Source organism: Thalassobaculum sp. (genome assembly GCF_040219615.1).
Classification (GTDB): domain Bacteria; phylum Pseudomonadota; class Alphaproteobacteria; order Thalassobaculales; family Thalassobaculaceae; genus Thalassobaculum_A.
Genome location: NZ_JAVJSE010000026.1, coordinates 112,785 through 130,303, shown reverse-complemented (window position 1 = coordinate 130,303; position 17,519 = coordinate 112,785). Strand labels below are relative to the sequence as shown.

Annotated in this window: 17 protein-coding genes; 8 read left to right on the top strand and 9 right to left on the bottom strand. The window is 70.4% G+C overall.

Translation table 11 applies throughout. The features are described from left to right. Nucleotides 1-252 precede the first annotated feature (252 nt). From trxC to RIC31_RS14780, 3 genes are all read right to left on the bottom strand, one after another. A complete protein-coding gene (gene trxC, locus RIC31_RS14790; protein WP_350108967.1) occupies nt 253-693 on the bottom strand; it encodes a thioredoxin TrxC in 441 nt (146 codons plus the stop codon). 51 nt (nt 694-744) lie between these two features. Next, nucleotides 745-1,587, bottom strand: coding sequence for a sterol desaturase family protein (locus RIC31_RS14785; protein ID WP_350108964.1), 843 nt, complete (start codon nt 1,585-1,587; stop codon nt 745-747). A 127-nt stretch (nt 1,588-1,714) separates the two neighbouring features. Then, nucleotides 1,715-2,581, bottom strand: a complete 867-nt coding sequence (locus RIC31_RS14780) for a ChbG/HpnK family deacetylase (RefSeq protein ID WP_350108961.1) — start codon at nt 2,579-2,581, stop codon at nt 1,715-1,717. A gap of 105 nt (nt 2,582-2,686) precedes the next feature. Here RIC31_RS14780 and RIC31_RS14775 point away from each other — a divergent pair, with 105 nt between their 5' ends. Genes RIC31_RS14775 through RIC31_RS14765 form a run of 3 tightly spaced genes read left to right on the top strand, consistent with a single transcriptional unit; the run spans nt 2,687 to nt 6,383 of the window. Then, entirely contained in the window at nt 2,687-3,685 is a 999-nt protein-coding gene (locus tag RIC31_RS14775; protein ID WP_350108958.1) for a glycosyltransferase family 2 protein, read from the top strand. Continuing rightward, the gene (locus RIC31_RS14770) at nt 3,682-5,994 is read left to right on the top strand and encodes a hypothetical protein (RefSeq protein ID WP_350108956.1); all 2,313 of its coding nucleotides are present in this window, start codon (nt 3,682-3,684) and stop codon (nt 5,992-5,994) included. The genes RIC31_RS14775 and RIC31_RS14770 overlap by 4 nt, the downstream gene beginning before the upstream one ends. After that, nucleotides 5,994-6,383: a GtrA family protein gene (locus tag RIC31_RS14765; RefSeq protein ID WP_350108953.1), complete on the top strand. Its 390-nt coding sequence runs from the start codon at nt 5,994-5,996 to the stop codon at nt 6,381-6,383. The genes RIC31_RS14770 and RIC31_RS14765 overlap by 1 nt, the downstream gene beginning before the upstream one ends. Before the next feature lie 10 nt (nt 6,384-6,393). Here the strand turns inward: RIC31_RS14765 and RIC31_RS14760 are convergent, their stop codons facing one another. The 4 genes from RIC31_RS14760 to RIC31_RS14745 form a co-directional block, all read right to left on the bottom strand. Then, nucleotides 6,394-7,377, bottom strand: coding sequence for a class I SAM-dependent methyltransferase (locus RIC31_RS14760; protein ID WP_350108950.1), 984 nt, complete (start codon nt 7,375-7,377; stop codon nt 6,394-6,396). Nucleotides 7,378-7,513: 136 nt separating this feature from the next. Then, complete coding sequence (locus RIC31_RS14755) at nt 7,514-8,098, bottom strand: class I SAM-dependent methyltransferase (protein WP_350108946.1); 585 nt, start codon at nt 8,096-8,098, stop codon at nt 7,514-7,516. Nucleotides 8,099-8,240: 142 nt separating this feature from the next. Then, on the bottom strand, nt 8,241-9,200 hold the full coding sequence (locus RIC31_RS14750) for an agmatinase (protein WP_350108943.1): 960 nt from the start codon (nt 9,198-9,200) through the stop codon (nt 8,241-8,243). Between the two features lie 9 nt (nt 9,201-9,209). Next, entirely contained in the window at nt 9,210-10,451 is a 1,242-nt protein-coding gene (locus tag RIC31_RS14745; protein ID WP_350108941.1) for a Zn-dependent hydrolase, read from the bottom strand. 126 nt (nt 10,452-10,577) lie between these two features. On the opposite strand from RIC31_RS14745, the gene RIC31_RS14740 reads away from it, so the two are divergent. The 3 genes from RIC31_RS14740 to RIC31_RS14730 all read left to right on the top strand — a co-directional run bounded on the left by RIC31_RS14740 (nt 10,578) and on the right by RIC31_RS14730 (nt 12,180). Continuing rightward, nucleotides 10,578-10,781: a hypothetical protein gene (locus RIC31_RS14740; protein ID WP_350108938.1), complete on the top strand. Its 204-nt coding sequence runs from the start codon at nt 10,578-10,580 to the stop codon at nt 10,779-10,781. Nucleotides 10,782-10,940: 159 nt separating this feature from the next. Further along, nucleotides 10,941-11,129 (top strand): hypothetical protein, encoded by a 189-nt coding sequence (locus tag RIC31_RS14735; RefSeq protein ID WP_350108935.1) that lies wholly within the window; start codon nt 10,941-10,943, stop codon nt 11,127-11,129. A gap of 247 nt (nt 11,130-11,376) precedes the next feature. Beyond that, entirely contained in the window at nt 11,377-12,180 is an 804-nt protein-coding gene (locus RIC31_RS14730; protein WP_350108932.1) for a phytanoyl-CoA dioxygenase family protein, read from the top strand. Between the two features lie 202 nt (nt 12,181-12,382). On the opposite strand, the gene RIC31_RS14725 is transcribed toward RIC31_RS14730, so the two are convergent. After that, nucleotides 12,383-14,035 (bottom strand): ATP-binding protein, encoded by a 1,653-nt coding sequence (locus tag RIC31_RS14725; RefSeq protein WP_350108928.1) that lies wholly within the window; start codon nt 14,033-14,035, stop codon nt 12,383-12,385. 295 nt (nt 14,036-14,330) lie between these two features. Between RIC31_RS14725 and hemA the strand changes: the two genes are divergently transcribed. Together hemA and RIC31_RS14715 are read left to right on the top strand one after the other, a co-directional pair. Continuing rightward, nucleotides 14,331-15,545: a 5-aminolevulinate synthase gene (gene hemA, locus RIC31_RS14720; protein ID WP_350108970.1), complete on the top strand. Its 1,215-nt coding sequence runs from the start codon at nt 14,331-14,333 to the stop codon at nt 15,543-15,545. A 184-nt stretch (nt 15,546-15,729) separates the two neighbouring features. Then, nucleotides 15,730-16,980, top strand: coding sequence for an acyltransferase family protein (locus RIC31_RS14715; protein WP_350108925.1), 1,251 nt, complete (start codon nt 15,730-15,732; stop codon nt 16,978-16,980). 3 nt (nt 16,981-16,983) lie between these two features. Here RIC31_RS14715 and RIC31_RS14710 read toward each other — a convergent pair whose 3' ends face one another. Then, nucleotides 16,984-17,442, bottom strand: coding sequence for an Lrp/AsnC family transcriptional regulator (locus tag RIC31_RS14710; RefSeq protein WP_350108922.1), 459 nt, complete (start codon nt 17,440-17,442; stop codon nt 16,984-16,986). Nucleotides 17,443-17,519: the final 77 nt, after the last annotated feature.

Below are 17,519 nucleotides of genomic sequence, written 5' to 3'. Positions count from 1 at the left end.
CTCCGCGTGCTCGATGACACCGAGGCCGTCGTCGACGCTTGCTGCGACGCCTGGAACGCCCTCGCCGACGAACCAGGACGACTGCAGTCCCTATGCGCCTATCCCTGGATCATGAGGGTCGCTTCATAGACTCGCCGGTATCAAACACTTCCGGGCCATCGCAACCCGATATCACAAGCTCGCCAGAAACTTCCTCGCCGCCATCGCACTCGCATCCGCCAGACTCTGGATCAGGCAATATGAGTCCACGACCTAGCCGGCAAGATTGGCCGCCACCCAGCCGTGGATCATCGGCTCGCTCATCGCGCCGCTGTGACGTGCCAGTTCACGGCCGCCCCGGAACAGCGCCAGGGTCGGAATCGCCCGGATGCCGAACCGGGTCGCCAGCGCCGGCTCGGCCTCGGTGTCGACCTTGGCCAGCCGGACCCGCGGCTCAAGCCCGGCGGCGGCTGCCTCGAACGCCGGCGCCATCGCCCGGCACGGACCGCACCAGGGCGCCCAGAAGTCGACCAGGACCGGGAGGTCGGCAGCACCGGCGTGGCGCGCGAACCGCCCGGCGTCGAGCGTGATCGGTCGCCCCGTGAACAGCGGCTTGCCGCAGCGTCCGCAGGTTCCGCCGTGCTCGCGCCGCGCCGCCGGCATCCGGTTCAGGGCGTCGCAATGGGGACAGGGGATGGTGATGGTCTCGGTCATGGCTCGGTCCCTCGCCGGAACGTATCGCTGCCTCGCATATGGGGACGCCGGTCAGCCGCCGGGCTCGCGCCGGCCTATCGGGTAGCGGCCTGCGTCACTGCGCCACGGCTGCAGCAGCATGCGGTCCAGGCGCAGCTCGCGCGGATCGCGGAACTGCTCGATACCGATGGTCATGGCGTCGTGGCCGGCCTCCGGCTGGGCCCGGTAGGTGCCGAACAGCCGGTCCCACCAGGGCAGGTTGAAGCCGAAGTTGCTGTTGGTCTCGCGCGGGACCACCGAATGGTGGACCCGGTGCATGTCCGGCGTCACCACCAGCCAGCGCAGCGCCCGGTCCAAGCCGGCCGGAATCCGCACGTTGCCATGGTTGAACAGCGAGCTGGCGTTGAGCACCACCTCGAAAACCAGCACCGCGACCGGTGGCGCGCCGAGGGCCGCGACCGCGGCCAGCTTCAGCAGCATCGACAGCAGGATCTCCACCGGATGGAAGCGCACGCCGGTGGTGGTGTCGAATTCCAGGTCGGCATGGTGCATGCGATGCAGTCGCCACAGCGCCGGCACCGCGTGGAACATGACGTGCTGCAGGTAGATCGCCAGGTCGAGCAGGATCACCGAGGCGACGACCGCCAGCCAGGTCGGTGCCGAGAGCGCGGCGAACAGCCCCCAGTCATGCCGCTCGGCCAGCAGGGCGACCCCGACGGCGGCGGTCGGGAACAGCAGCCGGACCAGCAGGCTGTCGAGCACAACCACACCGAGATTCCCGGGCCAGCGCACGGATCGGCCGATCGCCTGGCGGCGGCGCGGCGAGGCCAGCTCCCACAGCGCCATCGCGGCGAACGCCCCGGCGAAGGCGCCGAGGCGGATCAGCGGTTCGTGCTGGAACAGGATATCGGCCATGCGGTCGCGTCGCCCCTCGCCTTCGGCCTCGATGTCCCAGTGTCGGTCCGGTCGTCGGAAAAAGCGATGCCGTCCGGCACGGGGCCGGTGCCGCGTCCCGGCGCGATCCAGATGAGTCGTCGGGTGGTCAGACGCCCCAGGCCGGGCCGCGCGCCAGGACCAGCCGCCGGTCCTCCAGTAGTTCCGCGAAACCGTCGCTGCCGAGGTAGGCCAGTTCGGTCGCCCGCTGGCCCACTACCGGATCGCGGGCGGTCAGCAGATCGTCGGGCTCGCCCGGGTGGCACATCACCAGCGGGCGCGGCCCGGTGTGATCGAGATAGGCCGCGAAGTCGGCGGCCACCGAGCGACCGGGCCGGAACGAGGTGACGCCGGCGAAGCCCCGATTGCCGGCGATGCCGGTGCGGACCGCATCGCGGTGCAACGGGCCGGCCAGGGTCGAGACCGCCAGCGCCCGGGCCGCGTCGACCCTCCGCCGCAGGATCCGGGCAGGCGGTTCGGCGCAGGACCGCAGCCAGGTGCGGCGTCGGTCGAGCCGATCCGCGAACAGTGCCAGCACGGCCTCGCGCACGACCGGCAGCACGTGGACGTGCTGGTGGCCGTCGACGAAGGCCGGTGGCCGTCCCACCGCGGTTTCGAAGGCGTCGAGCTGGCGGGCGATTTCGCCGGCCACCTCGTCCCGGTCGAGCTGTCGCAGATGGGCCAACCGGATCAGCCGGCCGAGCGCCGGCAGCCGGCCGTCGGGCGCCAGCCGTGGCATGGCGCCGAGCGGCGCATGGTCGGTGAGCGTCAGGTGCAGGCCGACGTCGATCCGGTCGGTCGCATCGGCGAGGCGCGACGCCTCGTCGCACCACTCCGCGAACACCGTCATGCAGCTGGTCGCAGACAGCCTTCCGGCCATCGCCAGCGCACGAATGCCGCAGCCGACGCCGGGCGCGATCCCGTAGTCGTCGGCACAAAGGACCACGGGCTTGGCGGTCGGATGGTTAAAATTCATGTGACTTGCGCGTTACCTCGCGAAGGAGGATAGGAAGCGGCAGAGAGGATGTCGCGGGCGAAAAGGCTCGCGGACCGGATGGATACGCAATCGGACAGCACCAGCATGAGCGCGACGGCGCCCGGCCCCGAAAGGCCGGGCCTCTCCGTCGTGGTTCCGGCTTTCAACGAGGCGGACAACCTGGTTCCGCTCATAGCCCGGCTGATCCCGGTCCTCGCACGCATCGGCCCGACCTGCGAGATCGTCGTGATCGACGACTGCAGCACCGACGCGACCTATGAGAGGCTGTGCGAGCTGAACGCCGGCGACCCGCGGATCAGGGGACTCCGGTTCAGCCGCAACTTCGGCAAGGAGGTCGCCCTGGCGGCCGGGTTGCGGCACGCACGGGGAGCGGCAGTCGTGCTGATGGACGCCGACCTGCAGCACCCGCCCGAACTGATCGAGACCTTCGTGGCGGAATGGCGCCTCGGCGCGCAGATCGTCTACGGCCAGCGCGACCGGTCCGGCGAGCTGCCCGGCCTGCGGCGCTGGCTGACACGGCGCTTCTACCGACTGTTCGAGGCGGTCGGTGAGGTCAAGCTCATGCGCGATGGCGGCGACTTCGCGCTGTTCGACCGGCGGGTCGTGGACGCCCTGAACGCGCTGCCCGAGCGCGGCCGCTTCGGCAAGGGCCTCTACGCCTGGGTCGGGTTCCGCCGCAAGGCGGTGCCGTTCACGCCGGACGCCCGGCATGCCGGGCATTCCCGGTGGTCGTTCTGGCGCCTGTGGATGCTGGCGCTCGACGCGGTGACCGCGTTCAGCGTGCTGCCGCTCCGGATCTGGTCCTATGTGGGGGTGCTGGTCTCGCTGCTGTCCCTGGCCTATGGCGCCTATATCGCCGTCCGTACCATGGTCGAGGGTGTCGATGTCCCGGGCTACGCCTCGCTGATGGTGGCGGTGGCGTTCTTCGGGGGTGTGCAGCTGATCACCCTCGGTGTGCTCGGCGAGTATCTCGGCCGGGTGTTCACCGAGGTGAAGCGTCGCCCGCTCTACATCGTCGACCGATCCGTCGGCCTCGACGAGGTTGTCGAAATCGGGACCGCGCTGGATCCGGGACGCCGATGAACCTCTCCGTTCGGTCGAGCGGTCGGGATGCGGCGCTCGCGCTGGCCACGGTCGTCGCTGCGTGGGTCGTCCTGATGTGGCCGTGGCTGGTCGACGGCCTGACCATTCCCTGGGACGCCAAGATCCACTTCCAGGCGATGTTGCGCTGGCTGTCCGGGCACCTCGCCGAGGGCGACTGGCCGTTGTGGATGCCGGAGACCTTCGGTGGCCGGCCGGCGCTCGGCGATCCGCAGTCGCTGCTGCTGTCGCCCGGCTTCCTGGCGCTGGCGGCCTTCGACTCCGAGCCCTCGGCGCGCGCCGGTGACGCGGTGGTGCTGGTCGAAGTGCTGATCGGCGGACTGGCGACCGTGCTGTTCGGGCTGCGGCGCGGCTGGCATCCGGCGGCGGCGGTGCTGGCCGGCCTGGTCATGATGGTCGGCGGTTCGGCGTCGGCCCGGCTCCAGCACACCCTGCTGGTTCAGAGCCATGCCTTCATTCCGGTCGTCCTGCTGGCACTCGACATAGCGCTGGACCGGCCGACCCTGCTGCGGTCCGTCTGCGCCGGCGCCGCCGTGGGATGGCTCGTGGTCGGCCGCGACCAGGTCGCCTATCTCGGTCTGATCGGCCTCGGCGTGTTCGTTGTCGCCCGCGCGCTGGCAGCCGACGACCGGCGGGCGTTCCTGCGCGAGCGCATGGTGCCGGCCGCGGTGGCGGCCACGGTGGCGGCGGCGGTCGCGGCGATCCCGGTGCTGGCGACCCTGGAGTTCGCCCAGATCAGCAACCGCCCGGCCTTCGAGTTCGCGTTCGGCGCCAAGCAGTCGCTGCCGCCGGTGGCGTTCCTGACCGCGCTGGTGCCGGATCTGTTTGGGGGCCTGGCCTCGGACCTTGGCTACTGGGGGCCGGGCAGCATGGCCTGGACCCCGCACGTCCCGGTCGACCGTACGGTCGTCCAACTCTACGCCGGCGCCGTGCCGGTGGTCCTGGTGCTGTGGATCGGGGTGCTGCGCGGCAGGCTGCTGACAGGCCCCGGACGGTTGATCGGGATCCTGCTGCTGTTCTTTGCGATCTATGCGCTCGGCCGCTACACGCCGGTCTTCGAACTGCTGTTCGACACCCTGCCGGGCGTCGACAAGTTCCGGCGGCCGGCGGATGCGACCTTCGCGTTCGCGGCGATGACGGCACTGGCGGCCGGCTGGCTGCTGGATCGCGTGCTGCGGGACGGATTGCCACCGGTGCCGGCTTGGCGAGGCGTTGCAGAGGTTGCGGGCGGTGTGGCGCTGCTGGCGGCCGCCGCCTGGGTGGCAGAGGCGAACGGGCGGCTGAACGAGGCCCTGCCGGCGTTGGCGACGGCGCTGGTCCTGGCCGGCCTGGCGGTGGCGGCGGTCGCGCTGTGCGGGGCCGGCCGTCACCGTCCGCTAGTCCTCGTCGTCCTGATCGGGTTGTCGATGGTCGACCTGCGGACCTTCGCCACGGGTACGCTGTTGAACGCCCGCCCGGTGGCGCCGTTCGCAGTGCTGGATGAGCCCGAGGAGGTGCCGCTGGCCGCCTGGCTGGAGCGCGAGGTGACGGCGATCGAAGCCCGCGAGGGACCGGTCCGCTTGGAAGTCCTCGGGCTCGGCGGTGCCTGGCAGAACGCCGCCCTGGTGCTCGGACTGGAGAGCACCCTCGGCTACAATCCGCTGCGGCTGGAGGACTACGACGTCGCAGTCGGCGCGCGTCAGAACTCGCATCTGGCGGCCAGGCAGTTCGGCACACTCATGACCGGATACCGGTCCGACTTCGCCGACCTGCTCGGTGTGCGGCTGATCGTCCTCGGCGCACCGATCGAGCAGGTCGATCCGGCCAGCGCACCGGCATTCGGCCCGCCGCGCCGGATCGGCCCCGCCTGGATCTACGACAACCCGCGTGCCGTGCCGCGCGTGCTGTTCATCGGCCGCGAGTCCGCGCGCCCGTACGATCCGGAGGCGCTGGTGGCGTCCGGCGGCCTGCCGGCCCTGGACTGGCGCCGCGAGGCGCTGATCGATCCGCTGCCGCTGCACGTCGCCATGCCGCCGGACCGCTCGCAGCCCGGCAGCGTGCGGATCCTGGACCGCCGCAGCGACCGCATCGACCTCGACGTCAGCGCCGCCCGCGACGGCTTCGCGGTGCTGCACGACATGGCCTACCCCGGATGGGTGGTGTATGTCGACGGCATGCCGCAGGAGCCGTTTCGCGCCAATGTGCTGTTCATGGCCGCAGCCGTGCCGGCCGGCCGTCACGCCGTCACCTTCGCCTACGAGCCGCTGGCACCGCGCCACCTCTGGTCGGTGATCGCCGGCGATCATCGCTGATGCGGATCGGGGCATCTCTGCTGCGGCAGTTCGTCGGCTTCGCGGCGGTCGGCTCGATCGGCCTGGCCGGGCACTACCTGGTGCTGACCGGGCTGGTCGAACTGCAGTCGGTCGATCCGGTGGCGGCGTCGGTGGCCGGCTTCGTGGTCGGCGGGCTGATCAACTACGCCCTCAACCGCCGCCTGGTGTTCCGCTCCGACCGTGCGCACAGCGCCGCCGGGCCGCGGTTCCTGGCGGTGGCGGCCAGCGGCCTCGTCATCAACGGGGCGCTCATGACCGTGCTGGTCGACTGGCTGGAGATCTACTACCTGGCAGCGCAGGTCACGGTGACCGTCGGGCTGACGGTCTGGCATTTCGCCCTGAACAAATTCTGGACGTTCCGAGGCTGACCGGCGACGGTCATCGGCCGGGCATGCGCCGCCGACGCGGCATGGTGACCGACGTTGCGTCGATTGTGGCGGGCAGCGCCGGCGCCGGGCGCTCGAACACCATGATGTGGCCCTCCACGATCTCGGCCCCGTCGCGGCGCAGGGCGACGCTCTCGTGGTCGCGCAGGGCGAGGCCGGCACCGGCCGCGACGCGGGCGACATAGCCGGCCGAGTGGGCGAACCGGCGCGACGGCCGCAGCCGGCGCTCGATACCCGGTCCGTCGGCTTCGGCCGCCTCCACGGTCAGGGCCAGAAGGCCGCGGTCGGCCAGGCAGGCGGCTGCGGCCGTCAACAGCGGCGCGAGGTCGCCGAGGTAGATCAGCACGTCGGCGGCGGTGATCAGGTCGAACCGGCGGGGCTCGCCGGCCAGGTGCACGGTCGCCTCGGCCACGTGCAGCGCGTCGTAGACGCCCTTGCGCGCGGCCTGCGCGACCATCGCCGGCGACAGGTCGACACCCTCGATCCAGTTCGACCGGGCCCGCAGCCGCTCGCCGATCAGGCCGGTGCCGCAGCCGAGGTCGAGTACGGCGCCGAACCCCGCCGCCGGGTCGCGCACCCGCCCCAGCGCGGCCTGCATCTGCTCGGGACCCTGGTATCCGAGGCCGACTAGGAGCGAGCGCTCGAAGCGCGGGGCGTACTCGTCGAACAGCGCGGCGACATAGGCCACGGGCAGGGCGTCGGGCGACGGGGTCGCGCCGAGCAGGGCGAGCAGCGGCAGCGCGCCGAGCCGGTCTTCGGGGCTGAGCGCGAGGTAGCGCGTGAACGCCGCCACCGCCCGGTCGCGCCGGCCGCCGGCCGTGGCGGTCTCGCCGATCAAGAAATGCAGGTCGGGCCAGTCCGGCGCCAGGTCGAGCGTCTGCTCGAGAACCGACAGGGCACCTTCGTGGTCGCCGTCGCCGGACAGCGCCCGCGCAGTGTCGACGCGGCGGTCGGCTCGCAGTATCCCGGATGTCATGGAGCGAACGAACGGAATCCGGTCCGGGCGCGATGCCCCGCCGATGGCGGGACGGCCCTCTACGATCGACCGGTTTGTCCGAACCTCCACGCAGCCGCGACGAGGCCCAATCCATAGCATGCGCGCGGGATCGGCGTCAGCGGGATCTGTTGGCCAGCACCAGTCCGGTCTGGGCGAGATATGGCGCGCCGTCGGCCTGCGCCAGGGTGCGCACCCGACGGGTGTCCTCGGGCAGTACTGCGCAGTCGTACCGCTTCAGGTGTTCGACCCAGTACTCGACCGGCTGCTCGTTCACGTGGTGGCGTCCGCCCTGGCCCGGAACCGCGTTGGTCATCAGGATGATCCTGCCGCAGGCGAGCGAGCCCAGGACATTGTCGAGATGCCGTTCGTCGACATGCTCGACCACCTCCTGGCAGTGCACGAGGTCGACCGAGCAGAACACGCTGGTCCGGCTGAGATCGATCATGACCGAGGGATAGATCGACCGGCGGACGTTCGCCTGCAGACCGTCGACCGCGATCACCTGGAGGCCGAGCCGGTAGAAGTAGTGGCTGGCATGCCCGAGTCCTGACCCGAGGTCCAGGACCGACCGCACGGCGAAGCGCTTGACGACGTAGTCCCAGGCCGACGGGGCATAAGTATACGGGTTACCCTCCCTGATATTGCCGCCCAGATGCGGGCTCTCCCGGTCGAGCATTTCCGTCAGGCCGGAATAGTCCATGGCAATCCCCCCGCTTTGTGTATCGGGTCTCCTCACTGCCGAGTTCATACGGGGTAACCGATACTGGTCCCCGAAGTTCCGGGTAGAGATTTGAGCCTGGGATTACAAGCCATCAATCAATCGGGAGGGGTGGCGCCCTTCCTCAGCGGCCGCCGGCCGCCACCGACGGGGCGATCGCACACAGCATCTCGAACATCATGTTGGCGGCCGTCACGCAGGTGATGCCGGTCGGGTCGAAGCAGGGGGCGACCTCGCTGATGTCGGCGCCGACGATCGGCTTGCCGGTCAGCGAGCGCAGGATCACCTGCAGGTCGCGCGGGATCAGCCCGCCGATCTCCGGCACCGCGGTGCCCGGGCAGAAGGCCGGGTCGATGCCGTCGATATCGAGGGTGATGTAGAACGGCCGGTCGCCCAGGACCTCGTGGATCTTCGCGATCACCGCCGCCCGGCCCATCGCCTCGTAGTCGTCGATGGTGATCACCGTGAAACCGGCGTCGACGCCGTACTGGATGTCGGCCTCGGAGAACCGGCTGCCGCGAAGGCCGATCTGGAGGGTCCGCGCCGGGTCGATCCAGCCCTCCTTGTGGCCGAGCCGCATGAAGGTCGCGTGGTTGACCTTGTCGCCGCACAACTCCTCGAGGGTATCGGGATGGGCGTCGAACTGCAGCACGCCGACCGGCTCGTCCTTGACCAGGCCGCGCAGGATCGGGGTCGGGATGGTGTGGTCGCCGCCGACCGAGATCGGCACGATCCGGTGCTCGCGGAGGGTTTCATAGAACGCCTGGATCTGGGCGATCGACTTGTCCTTGTCGAGCGGGTTGACCGGCGCGTCGCCGAGGTCGGCGACGTTGCAGAGCTCGAACGGCGATACTCCGGTGGTCGGGTGCACCCGGCGGATCAGCCGCGACGCCTCGCGCACCCCTGCCGGGCCCTGCCGGGCCCCGGTGCGGTAGTTGACGCCGAGGTCGAACGGTACGCCGACCAGCGCGATGTCGACGTCGGGCGAGAGGTCGTGACGGCGGGTGCGCATGAAGGTGGCGACGTCGGCGAAGCGCGGCACCACCGCCGCGTCGACCGGTTGAAACCGCGGATCGCCTGCCATCGTCGTCCCCTATCTGTCGGCCCGGGCGAGCACGGCGCCGAACAGCACCTGCAGGCCCGGAAGCTGGTCCTCGAGACGGGTGTTCTCCGCCTCGTTGTGGCTGATGCCCTCGTCGCAGGGCGTGAACAGCAGCACCGCCGGCGCGACTCGGGCGATGTGGTAGGCGTCGTGGCCGGCCTGGCTCATCATCTCGCGGTACGGCACCCCGAGGTCGTCGGCGGTCCGACGTACCAGCTCGATCAGCCCGGGATCGAAAGAGGTCTCGCCGAAGGTCCAGGCGTCGGCGACCGCGACCTCGGTGTTGGTGTCGGCGGCGCAGCCGGGCAGGGACGCCCTGATCCGCTCCTCCATCTCGGCGGTCAGCCGCGGGTCCGGGCTGCGGAAGTCGACGAACAGGGTCGCCCGGTCCGAGATGATGCCCGGGATGTTCGGCGACGCCTCCAGCCGCGCCACCGTCGACTTGCCGTCGCGGCCGGCATAGTCGTGGCCGACCCGGTCGACCGCCAGCGCCACGGCGGCGGCTCCGACCAGTGCGTTCCGGCGCCGCGCCATCGGGGTCGGACCGCTGTGGGCGTTCTCGCCGGTCACCTCGATGCGCAGGCCGCGCGCCAGATAGGGAGCGGTGACGATGCCGAGCGGGAGGCCGGCCTCCCAGAGCTGCGGGCCCTGCTCGATGTGGATCTCGAAATAGCTGTCGATCTGCCGGCCGCCGACCGGCGCGTCGCCGGCCCAGCCGATGGCGTCCAGCGCCTCGGCGACCGTCGTGCCGGCCTGGTCGGTGCGCGACAGCGCCCAGTCCAGGTCGTGGATGCCGGCGAATACGCCCGAGCACAGCATCGGCGGCGGGAACCGCCCGCCTTCCTCGTTGGTCCAGTTCACCACCTCGATCGCCCGGCGGGTGGCAATGCCGGCATCGTCCAGGGCGCGCAGGATCTCCAGCCCGGCCATCACGCCCAGGATGCCGTCGAAGCGGCCGCCGGCGGCCTGGGTGTCGAGGTGGCTGCCGACCAGCACCGGCGGCAGGCTGTCGTCGCGGCCGCCGCGCCGCACGAAGGTGTTGCCGAGCCGGTCGACCGTGACGCCGTAGCCGGCCTCCTCGGCCCAGGACCGGAACAGGTCGCGCATCCGGCCGTCGTCCTTGGACAGGGTCAGACGGGCGAGACCGCCGCGCGGGCCGGTGCCGATTTCGGCCGAGGCCGCGATCGTGCTCCAGAAGCGGTCGCCGTCGATCGGCGGCAGGTTTCGGGTCATGGCTGGGTTCCGGGCGGCAGGGCGGCGGGAACGCGAATGGTAAACCGCTCTTCACCCTGTTCGCCAAGGGTTCGTTCATCCCGCTCCGGCATTCTGCGTCGACAACGACGGATGGGGAGATCCGACATGATCGACGGTGCGACGGGCGGGATCAGCCAGATCCAGCCGACCTTCTCGGCCAAGGCCAGCGTGCAGACGCCGCCGCCGGCCGCCAAGCCGGTCGGGGCCACCGGCAATCTGCCGGGCCAGGCCGGGAGCGGTGTCGGCGACCTGCAGAGCGTGGCGGCCTCGTCGGTCGCCCGTGGAACCATCATCGACATGGCTGCCTGACCGGACGGTCCGGGGCGGGGACTGACGGAACCGTCAGTTGTCGAGCGCGGTGCCCGGCCCGACCCTGTGGCTAACGTCTCGTTAACCTTGTTCGGGAACGGTTCGTTCACCCCGGCCTGACATCCTGAATACGGATCCAGCAGAAAGCGGAGATCGGGAATGTTCGAAGGCGCAGCGACCAACGGCCAGGAACTGGCGGTGAATTTCTCCGGTCCGCGGCGCAGGACCCTGTCCCCGGTGGTCGACGGGCCGGACCTGTTCGCAGCCCGGTCCCCGGCCGGACGCCGCGATCCGATGAGCGCGTTCGAACTCGCCAGCCGCGGCACCGTGATGGACCTGGGCGCCTGACCGGCAGGATTGCCGTCGCATGGTCTGGTAAAGCCGTCGGTATGCTCGACCGCCGGATTGTTCCCGTTCCGTAAGAAGTCGTTGAAGGACGCTCGCGGGTAGGGCCGATGCTGGCGCCCACGGAGATCCTGGAAACCTCTGGCGCGTGGGCGCGCCGCTGGGGCGCGCCTCGGGGCGAGCCTCCAGGCCCGGGTGACGCGCGCCCAGCCGCTTCGTCGCCGCCGCTCCCTCTGCTAGAAACGGGGGCATGAACCGCCGCCCGCTGACGCCCGTTCCGGAAGAGGTCGCCGCCGTTTATGCGCGCGACGGGATCGTCTGCCTGCGCGGCATGTTCGACGCCGGGTGGATCGAGTTCATGGGCGAGGCGGTGGACCGGGCGATGGCCGCCCCCGGCGCCCGTGGCGAGGAGTATGCGCGGTCGGGCGGGCGGTTCTTCGGGGATCTCGACCTGTGGCAGCGGCACGAGCCGTTCCACCGCTTCGTGTTCGAGTCCCCGGCGGCCGAGATCGCCGGCACCGTCATGCGCTCGTCCAAGGTCAACTTCTTCTACGACCAGCTTCTGGTGAAGGAACCCGGTACGACCGAACGCACGCCCTGGCACCAGGACCAGCCCTACTGGGCGGTCGCCGGCCGGCAGGTGTGCTCGCTGTGGGTCCCGTTCGACCCGGTCGCCGAGGAGACCTGCGTCGAGTACGTCGCGGGCTCGCACGCCTGGCCGGCGTTCAGTCCCTACCACTTCGCCGACGGCACGCCCTATGCCGGGACCGGCCTGCCGGCACTGCCGGACATCGAGGCGGAGCGCGAGCGCCACCGCATCCTGCGGTTCGCCCTCGAACCGGGCGACTGCCTGGTGTTCCAGGCGATGATCGTGCACGGCGCCCCCGGCAACCGCTCTGCCCATCGCCGCCGGGCGCTGGCGACGCGCTGGACCGGCGACGACGCGCGCTACTGCGTGCGGCCGGGCGAGGTGGCGATCCCGACCTCCGACCCCGGCCTCGCCGACGGCGACATCATGGACTGCCAGCTGTTCCCGGTGGTCTGGCGGGCATGACGATGCCGGCATGACGCCGAATAGACACGCCTTCCGGCAAGGCGCCCTCGGCGTCCTCGACGGCATGCCCGCGCGCGGCGCGGCCGGAGAAGATCCCCGAGGTCGTCGCCCCCCCGGGGTTGTCGCCAATGCCGCCGCGGATCGCGGCTTCTCCCGGCACTACCGGGTGTTCAGGGGCCGAGCCGCGGGCCGTCGGGTCGCTTCAGCCGGCCGCGCGCCGATCCGACGCCGGGCTGTGGAGCTCGATCCGAAGCGCCGCGATCGAGGCGGAGGCGTCCGCGATCGAGTGCAGGAATTCGTCCAGCGCAACCGCCAGTTCGGGTGGCGAGAGCGTCGCGACGTTGCGTTCGAGCGTACGGCCGAGATCCATCAGCCGGAGGAACCCGAGGTTGCCGGCCGCCGATGCGATCGCGTGGGCATGCTGGCCGAGTTCGGCAACCGTGCTGCCGCCGGCGGTGTCGCCGATCGCCGTCCGGCGCCGCTCCAGTTCCTCGGCGAGCATGGCCAGGAAGCGCAGGATCCGCTCGTCACCGAACGTCGCGCGCTGCCGCTCGAAAGCCTCCCGGTCGAGCGGATCTTGCGCCGGAACCGTTCGGGGTCCGGCGACGGTCGCCGTGGCGCCGTCCGTGCCCTGGCGGACCCGAGCGACCGCGGCGGCGATGTCTTCGCGGGTGGCCGGCTTGGTGACGTAGTCGTCCATCCCGATCTCCTGCGCCCGTGCCCGGTCTTCGCCATAGGCGCCTGCCGAAAGGGCAACGATCGGCAGGCCGGCGACGACGGGATTCTCCGACGATCGGATCCGCCGGGTCAACTCGATCCCATCCATGAACGGCATCTGGATGTCGATCAAGGCCAGGTCGAAGCGATCCACTGCCAGACAGCGCAGGGCGGTCTCGCCGTCCTCGGCGGTGGTCACGCGATGACCGGAGCGCATCAGCATCGCGGCGAACAGCTCGCGGTTCATCTCGACGTCGTCGACCAGAAGGATGTGCGCCGGCGCGACGGTCGGCGCCGCCGTCGGGGGGCTGGGCACCGCCGCGGGTGCGGCGCAGACGGGCAGCGGCAGCGAAACCGTGAAGGTGCTGCCCGCGCCGAGGGCACTGTCGACGGTCAGGCTGCCGCCCATCGCCCGGACAAGCCCTTCGGCGATGGCCAGCCCCAGTCCGACGCCCCCGCCGGCCTGGGCGGCTTTCCCGTCGGCAGCCTGGGAGAAGGCGTCGAAGATCCGCCGGCAGTCGTCGGGAGCGATGCCGAGGCCGGTGTCGGTAACCCGGATCGTCACGGTGTCCGCGTCGTCGGGGTCGACCGCGGCGGCGACCCGGATCGCGCCGGCTTCGGTGTAGCGGATGGCGTTGGAGACCAGGTTGACCACCACCTGCCGGAGCCGCAGCGGATCGGTCATCGACCAGCGCCGGGCCTCGTCCGCGACCGTGAGTCCGAAGGCGAGGCCGCGCCGCCGCGCCTGCGGAGCGAACTCGTCGCGAATCCCGTTGAGCAGGGCCTCCAGGTCGGTCGCGGTCCGCTGTATCGGCAGGCCGCCGGCATCGATGCGCGAGAAGTCGAGGATGTCGCCGAGAAGCTCCTGCAGGGAGGACGACGCCCGGCGGATGCTGTCGACCGCGTGCCGCCCGTCCGGCGTCAGCGGGTCGTCCGTCAGCGCTTCGGCGAAGCCGACGATGCCGGTCAGCGGCGTGCGGATCTCATGGCTCATCATTGCCAGGAACCGGCTGCGGGCCTGGGTGGCCGCCTCCAGGCGCCCGGTCTCTGCCTGAAGCTCCCGGTTCTCGCGCGTGAGGTCGCGAGCCCTGCGCCACTGGCGAAGCAGGCCGACGGCGAGGGCGACCGCGGCGATCACGGCGCCTGTTGCTACGGGCCACGCGAACATTTCCTGTGGACCTGCATCGTAAAGTAGTGGGGGATGCTAAGGACGCTATCTTACCATTGCGTTAACCGCGCCGGGTGCGGAAGCATTTCCCCTGGCGATCCGGGGTGCGGCGTAACGCGCGGTTGCGATGGCCGGATCGGACCGGTAACCGGTCCCTGTCCGGTACTGCGGGTCGCAGACGCCGGACGAGGCGCGCGGTGCGCCAGGCAGGAGCAAGGCCATGGCACGTCAGGTCCGACAGGCGACCGTCCCGCCGGTGAACCGGGTGGACTACGGGCGGTTCTTCGCGGACGCCCTGGACGGCCTGCGGTCGGCCGGGAACTACCGGGTGTTCGCGGATCTCGAACGGCGGGCCGGGGACTTCCCGCGGGCGGCACATCACGGCGCCGGTGCCGGGGAAGTCACGGTGTGGTGCTCCAACGACTATCTCGGCATGGGCCAGCACCCGGCGGTGCTCGCGGCCGTCGGCGAGGTCCTGGCGCGGTCCGGGGCGGGCGCCGGCGGGACCCGCAACATTGCCGGCACCAACCACAACCACGTGCTGCTGGAGGCATCGCTCGCCGATCTGCATGGCAAGGAGGCGGCCCTCCTGTTCACCTCGGGCTATGTCGCGAACATGGCCGCCCTGGCGACCCTGGCGGCGCGGTTGCCGGACTGCGTGGTACTGTCGGACGCCTGGAACCACGCCTCGATGATCGAGGGGATCCGGCACTCCCGGGCCGACAAGATGATCTTCCGGCACAACGATCCGGCCGACCTGGAGCGTTGCCTCGCCCAGGTCGCGCCGGGACGCGCCAAGCTGGTGGCGTTCGAGAGCGTATACTCCATGGACGGCGACATCGCGCCGATCGCCGAGCTCTGCGAGGTGGCGGAGCGGTACGGCGCGATGACCTATCTCGACGAGGTGCATGCCGTCGGCCTGTACGGCAACCGGGGCGGCGGGGTCGCCGAGCGCGACGGGGTCGCGCATCGGCTCGACGTGATCCAGGGCACGCTCGGCAAGGCGTTCGGCAGCTTCGGCGGCTACATCGCCGGCAGCCGCGACCTGGTGGACTTCGTGCGCTCCTTCGCGTCCGGCTTCATCTTCACCACCGCCCTGCCGCCGCATGTGGCGGCCGGCGCCCGGGCGGCGATCGAGCACCTGAAGGTCTCGCAGAGCGAGCGGACCCGGCACCAGGAGCGGGCGGCCACCGTCAAGCGGCGGCTGATCGCCCTCGGCCTGCCGGTGATGGACAACCCGAGCCATATCGTGCCGGTGCTGGTCGGCGACCCGGCGCGCTGCCGGCAGGCCAGCGACCTGCTGCTGGCCGAGCACGCGATCTACGTCCAGCCGATCAACTACCCGACGGTGCCGCAGGGGACCGAGCGGCTGCGGATCACGCCGACACCGTTGCATGGCGACGCCGAGGTCGACCGCCTGGCCGCCGCGCTCGACGCGGTATGGACCGACCTCGACCTGCCGCGCCGCCAGCCGGGTTGACCCGGCCTGGCTTCGTCGTCGAGTTGGGATGCGGCACCGACCGGATCCGCCCGCTAAGCGGGATCTTTGCGGAACCGGTAATCGCATTGATGGGATGACAAACTTGCCGCTGTCGGCGCTTTCCGAATAGTCTTGGCTCCTGCCCGGTCGGACCCGGACCGGTGCTGGCGGAGGGCGCGGCGAGATGAGCAGCTCCGAGGGTGGTTCGTCGTCCGGCTCCGTCGCGCGATACGGCCCGACCGACCGGCGCTACGTCTCGACGCTGAGCGGGTTGCGCGGGCTGCTCGCGCTGCACGTGATCATCATTCACTTCCTGATGGCGTTCCTGCCGAACACGCTCACCGTGTTCGACGCCGTGCTGTACCCGCCGAGCGGCGACGCGCACTGGATGGTGAAGGTCGTCGAGACCCCGGTGGTGTCGCTGCTGGTCGCCGGACCGTTCTCGCTGATGATCCTGTTCGCCCTGTCCGGCTACGTCCTGACGATGCCGTTCTTCGACGGCCGGCGGGAACGGCTCGGCGTCAGCCTGTGGGGGCGGTACTTCCGGCTGACCATCCCGATCGCCGGGGCGATCCTGTTCTCGCTGCTGCTGTCCAGGCTGGGGCTGTACGTCAACCAGGACGTCGCGGCGATCACCAACTCCGGCGCGCTGGCCCAGTTGATGCCGGAGGCGTTCCTGACGCCGCTGAACGCGGTGCGGGACATCGCCTATAACGGCCTGCTGTCGGGGCTGTCGTTCTTCAACGTCGTGCTGTGGTCGATCAAGTACGAGTTCATCGGCTCGATCGTGGTGCTGGCGATGTTCCTGGTCATGCCCGACCGGGGCCGCTGGATCGTGATCGGCGCGACCTGCTTCCTGATGGCGTTCTATCTCGAGCAGGGGGCGATCTTCGTGGTGACGATCGTCGGCGGCGCGCTGCTCGGCTACTTCCCGGTGCCGAAGCGCTGGCGGGTCCCGGCCCTGCTCGTCGGGCTCTACCTCGGCGGCTACATCCCCGGCCGCTTCGACTACGCCTGGCTGCCGGTGCTGTTCGAGAATCCCGGGGAGCAGCTGTTCAACGTGTTCTTCTACAACGGCTTCGGTGCGGTGCTCGTGGTCGGCGCGGTGATCGCCGGTCTCGGCGACCGGGTCCTGAACACCCGCATCCCGCAGAGGCTCGGGGACTACTCGTACAGCATGTACCTTCTGCACCTGCCGATCGTGTGCTCGCTGTCCTGCCAGATCTTCCTGTGGCTGCCGCGCAACGACCTGTCGCTGCTGGTCAACCTGGCCGTCTACGTGACCACCGTGGTGGCCCTCGCATCGGTCTACGCGCGCTACGTCGACGCGCCGTCGATCCGGCTGGCCCGGCGGTTCGGCGGCTGGATGACCGGCATCCAGCGGCGCGAGCGGCCGGTTCCCGCGCCGGCGGCGACCGGGGCTGTCGGAGACTGAGTGTCAGGCGTAGGTCAGCGGCAGGGCGGTGGTCAGCTTGATCTCCTCCATCGCGAAGTTCGAGCTGACGTCCATCATCGGCACCGCGCCGATCAGCCGCTTGTAGATGGCGTCGAAGCTGGCGATGTCCGGCACCACGACCTTCAGCACATAGTCGATCTCGCCGCTCATCCGGTAGACCTCGACGATCTCCGGGATGTCCTCGACCGCGCGGGCGAACTGGTCGAGCCATTCGAGATCGTGGCGGCTGGTGCGGATCCGCACGAACACGGTGACCCCGACATTCACCTTGGCGGCGTTCAGCAGGGCGACCCGGGCGCGGATCACGCCGGACTTCTCCAGGTTTTGGATGCGGCGCCAGCACGGGGTGGTGGACAGCCCGACCCGCTCGGCGATGTCGGCCAGGGCGAGGGCGGCATCCTTCTGGATTAGGGAAAGAATTTTACGATCTATGTCATCCATAAAATGAAATTCTACACCACAGCGGGAATTGTGGGAAGTTCGCAAACCGATTCCGGCCGGTCGCGCTATCCTTGTCG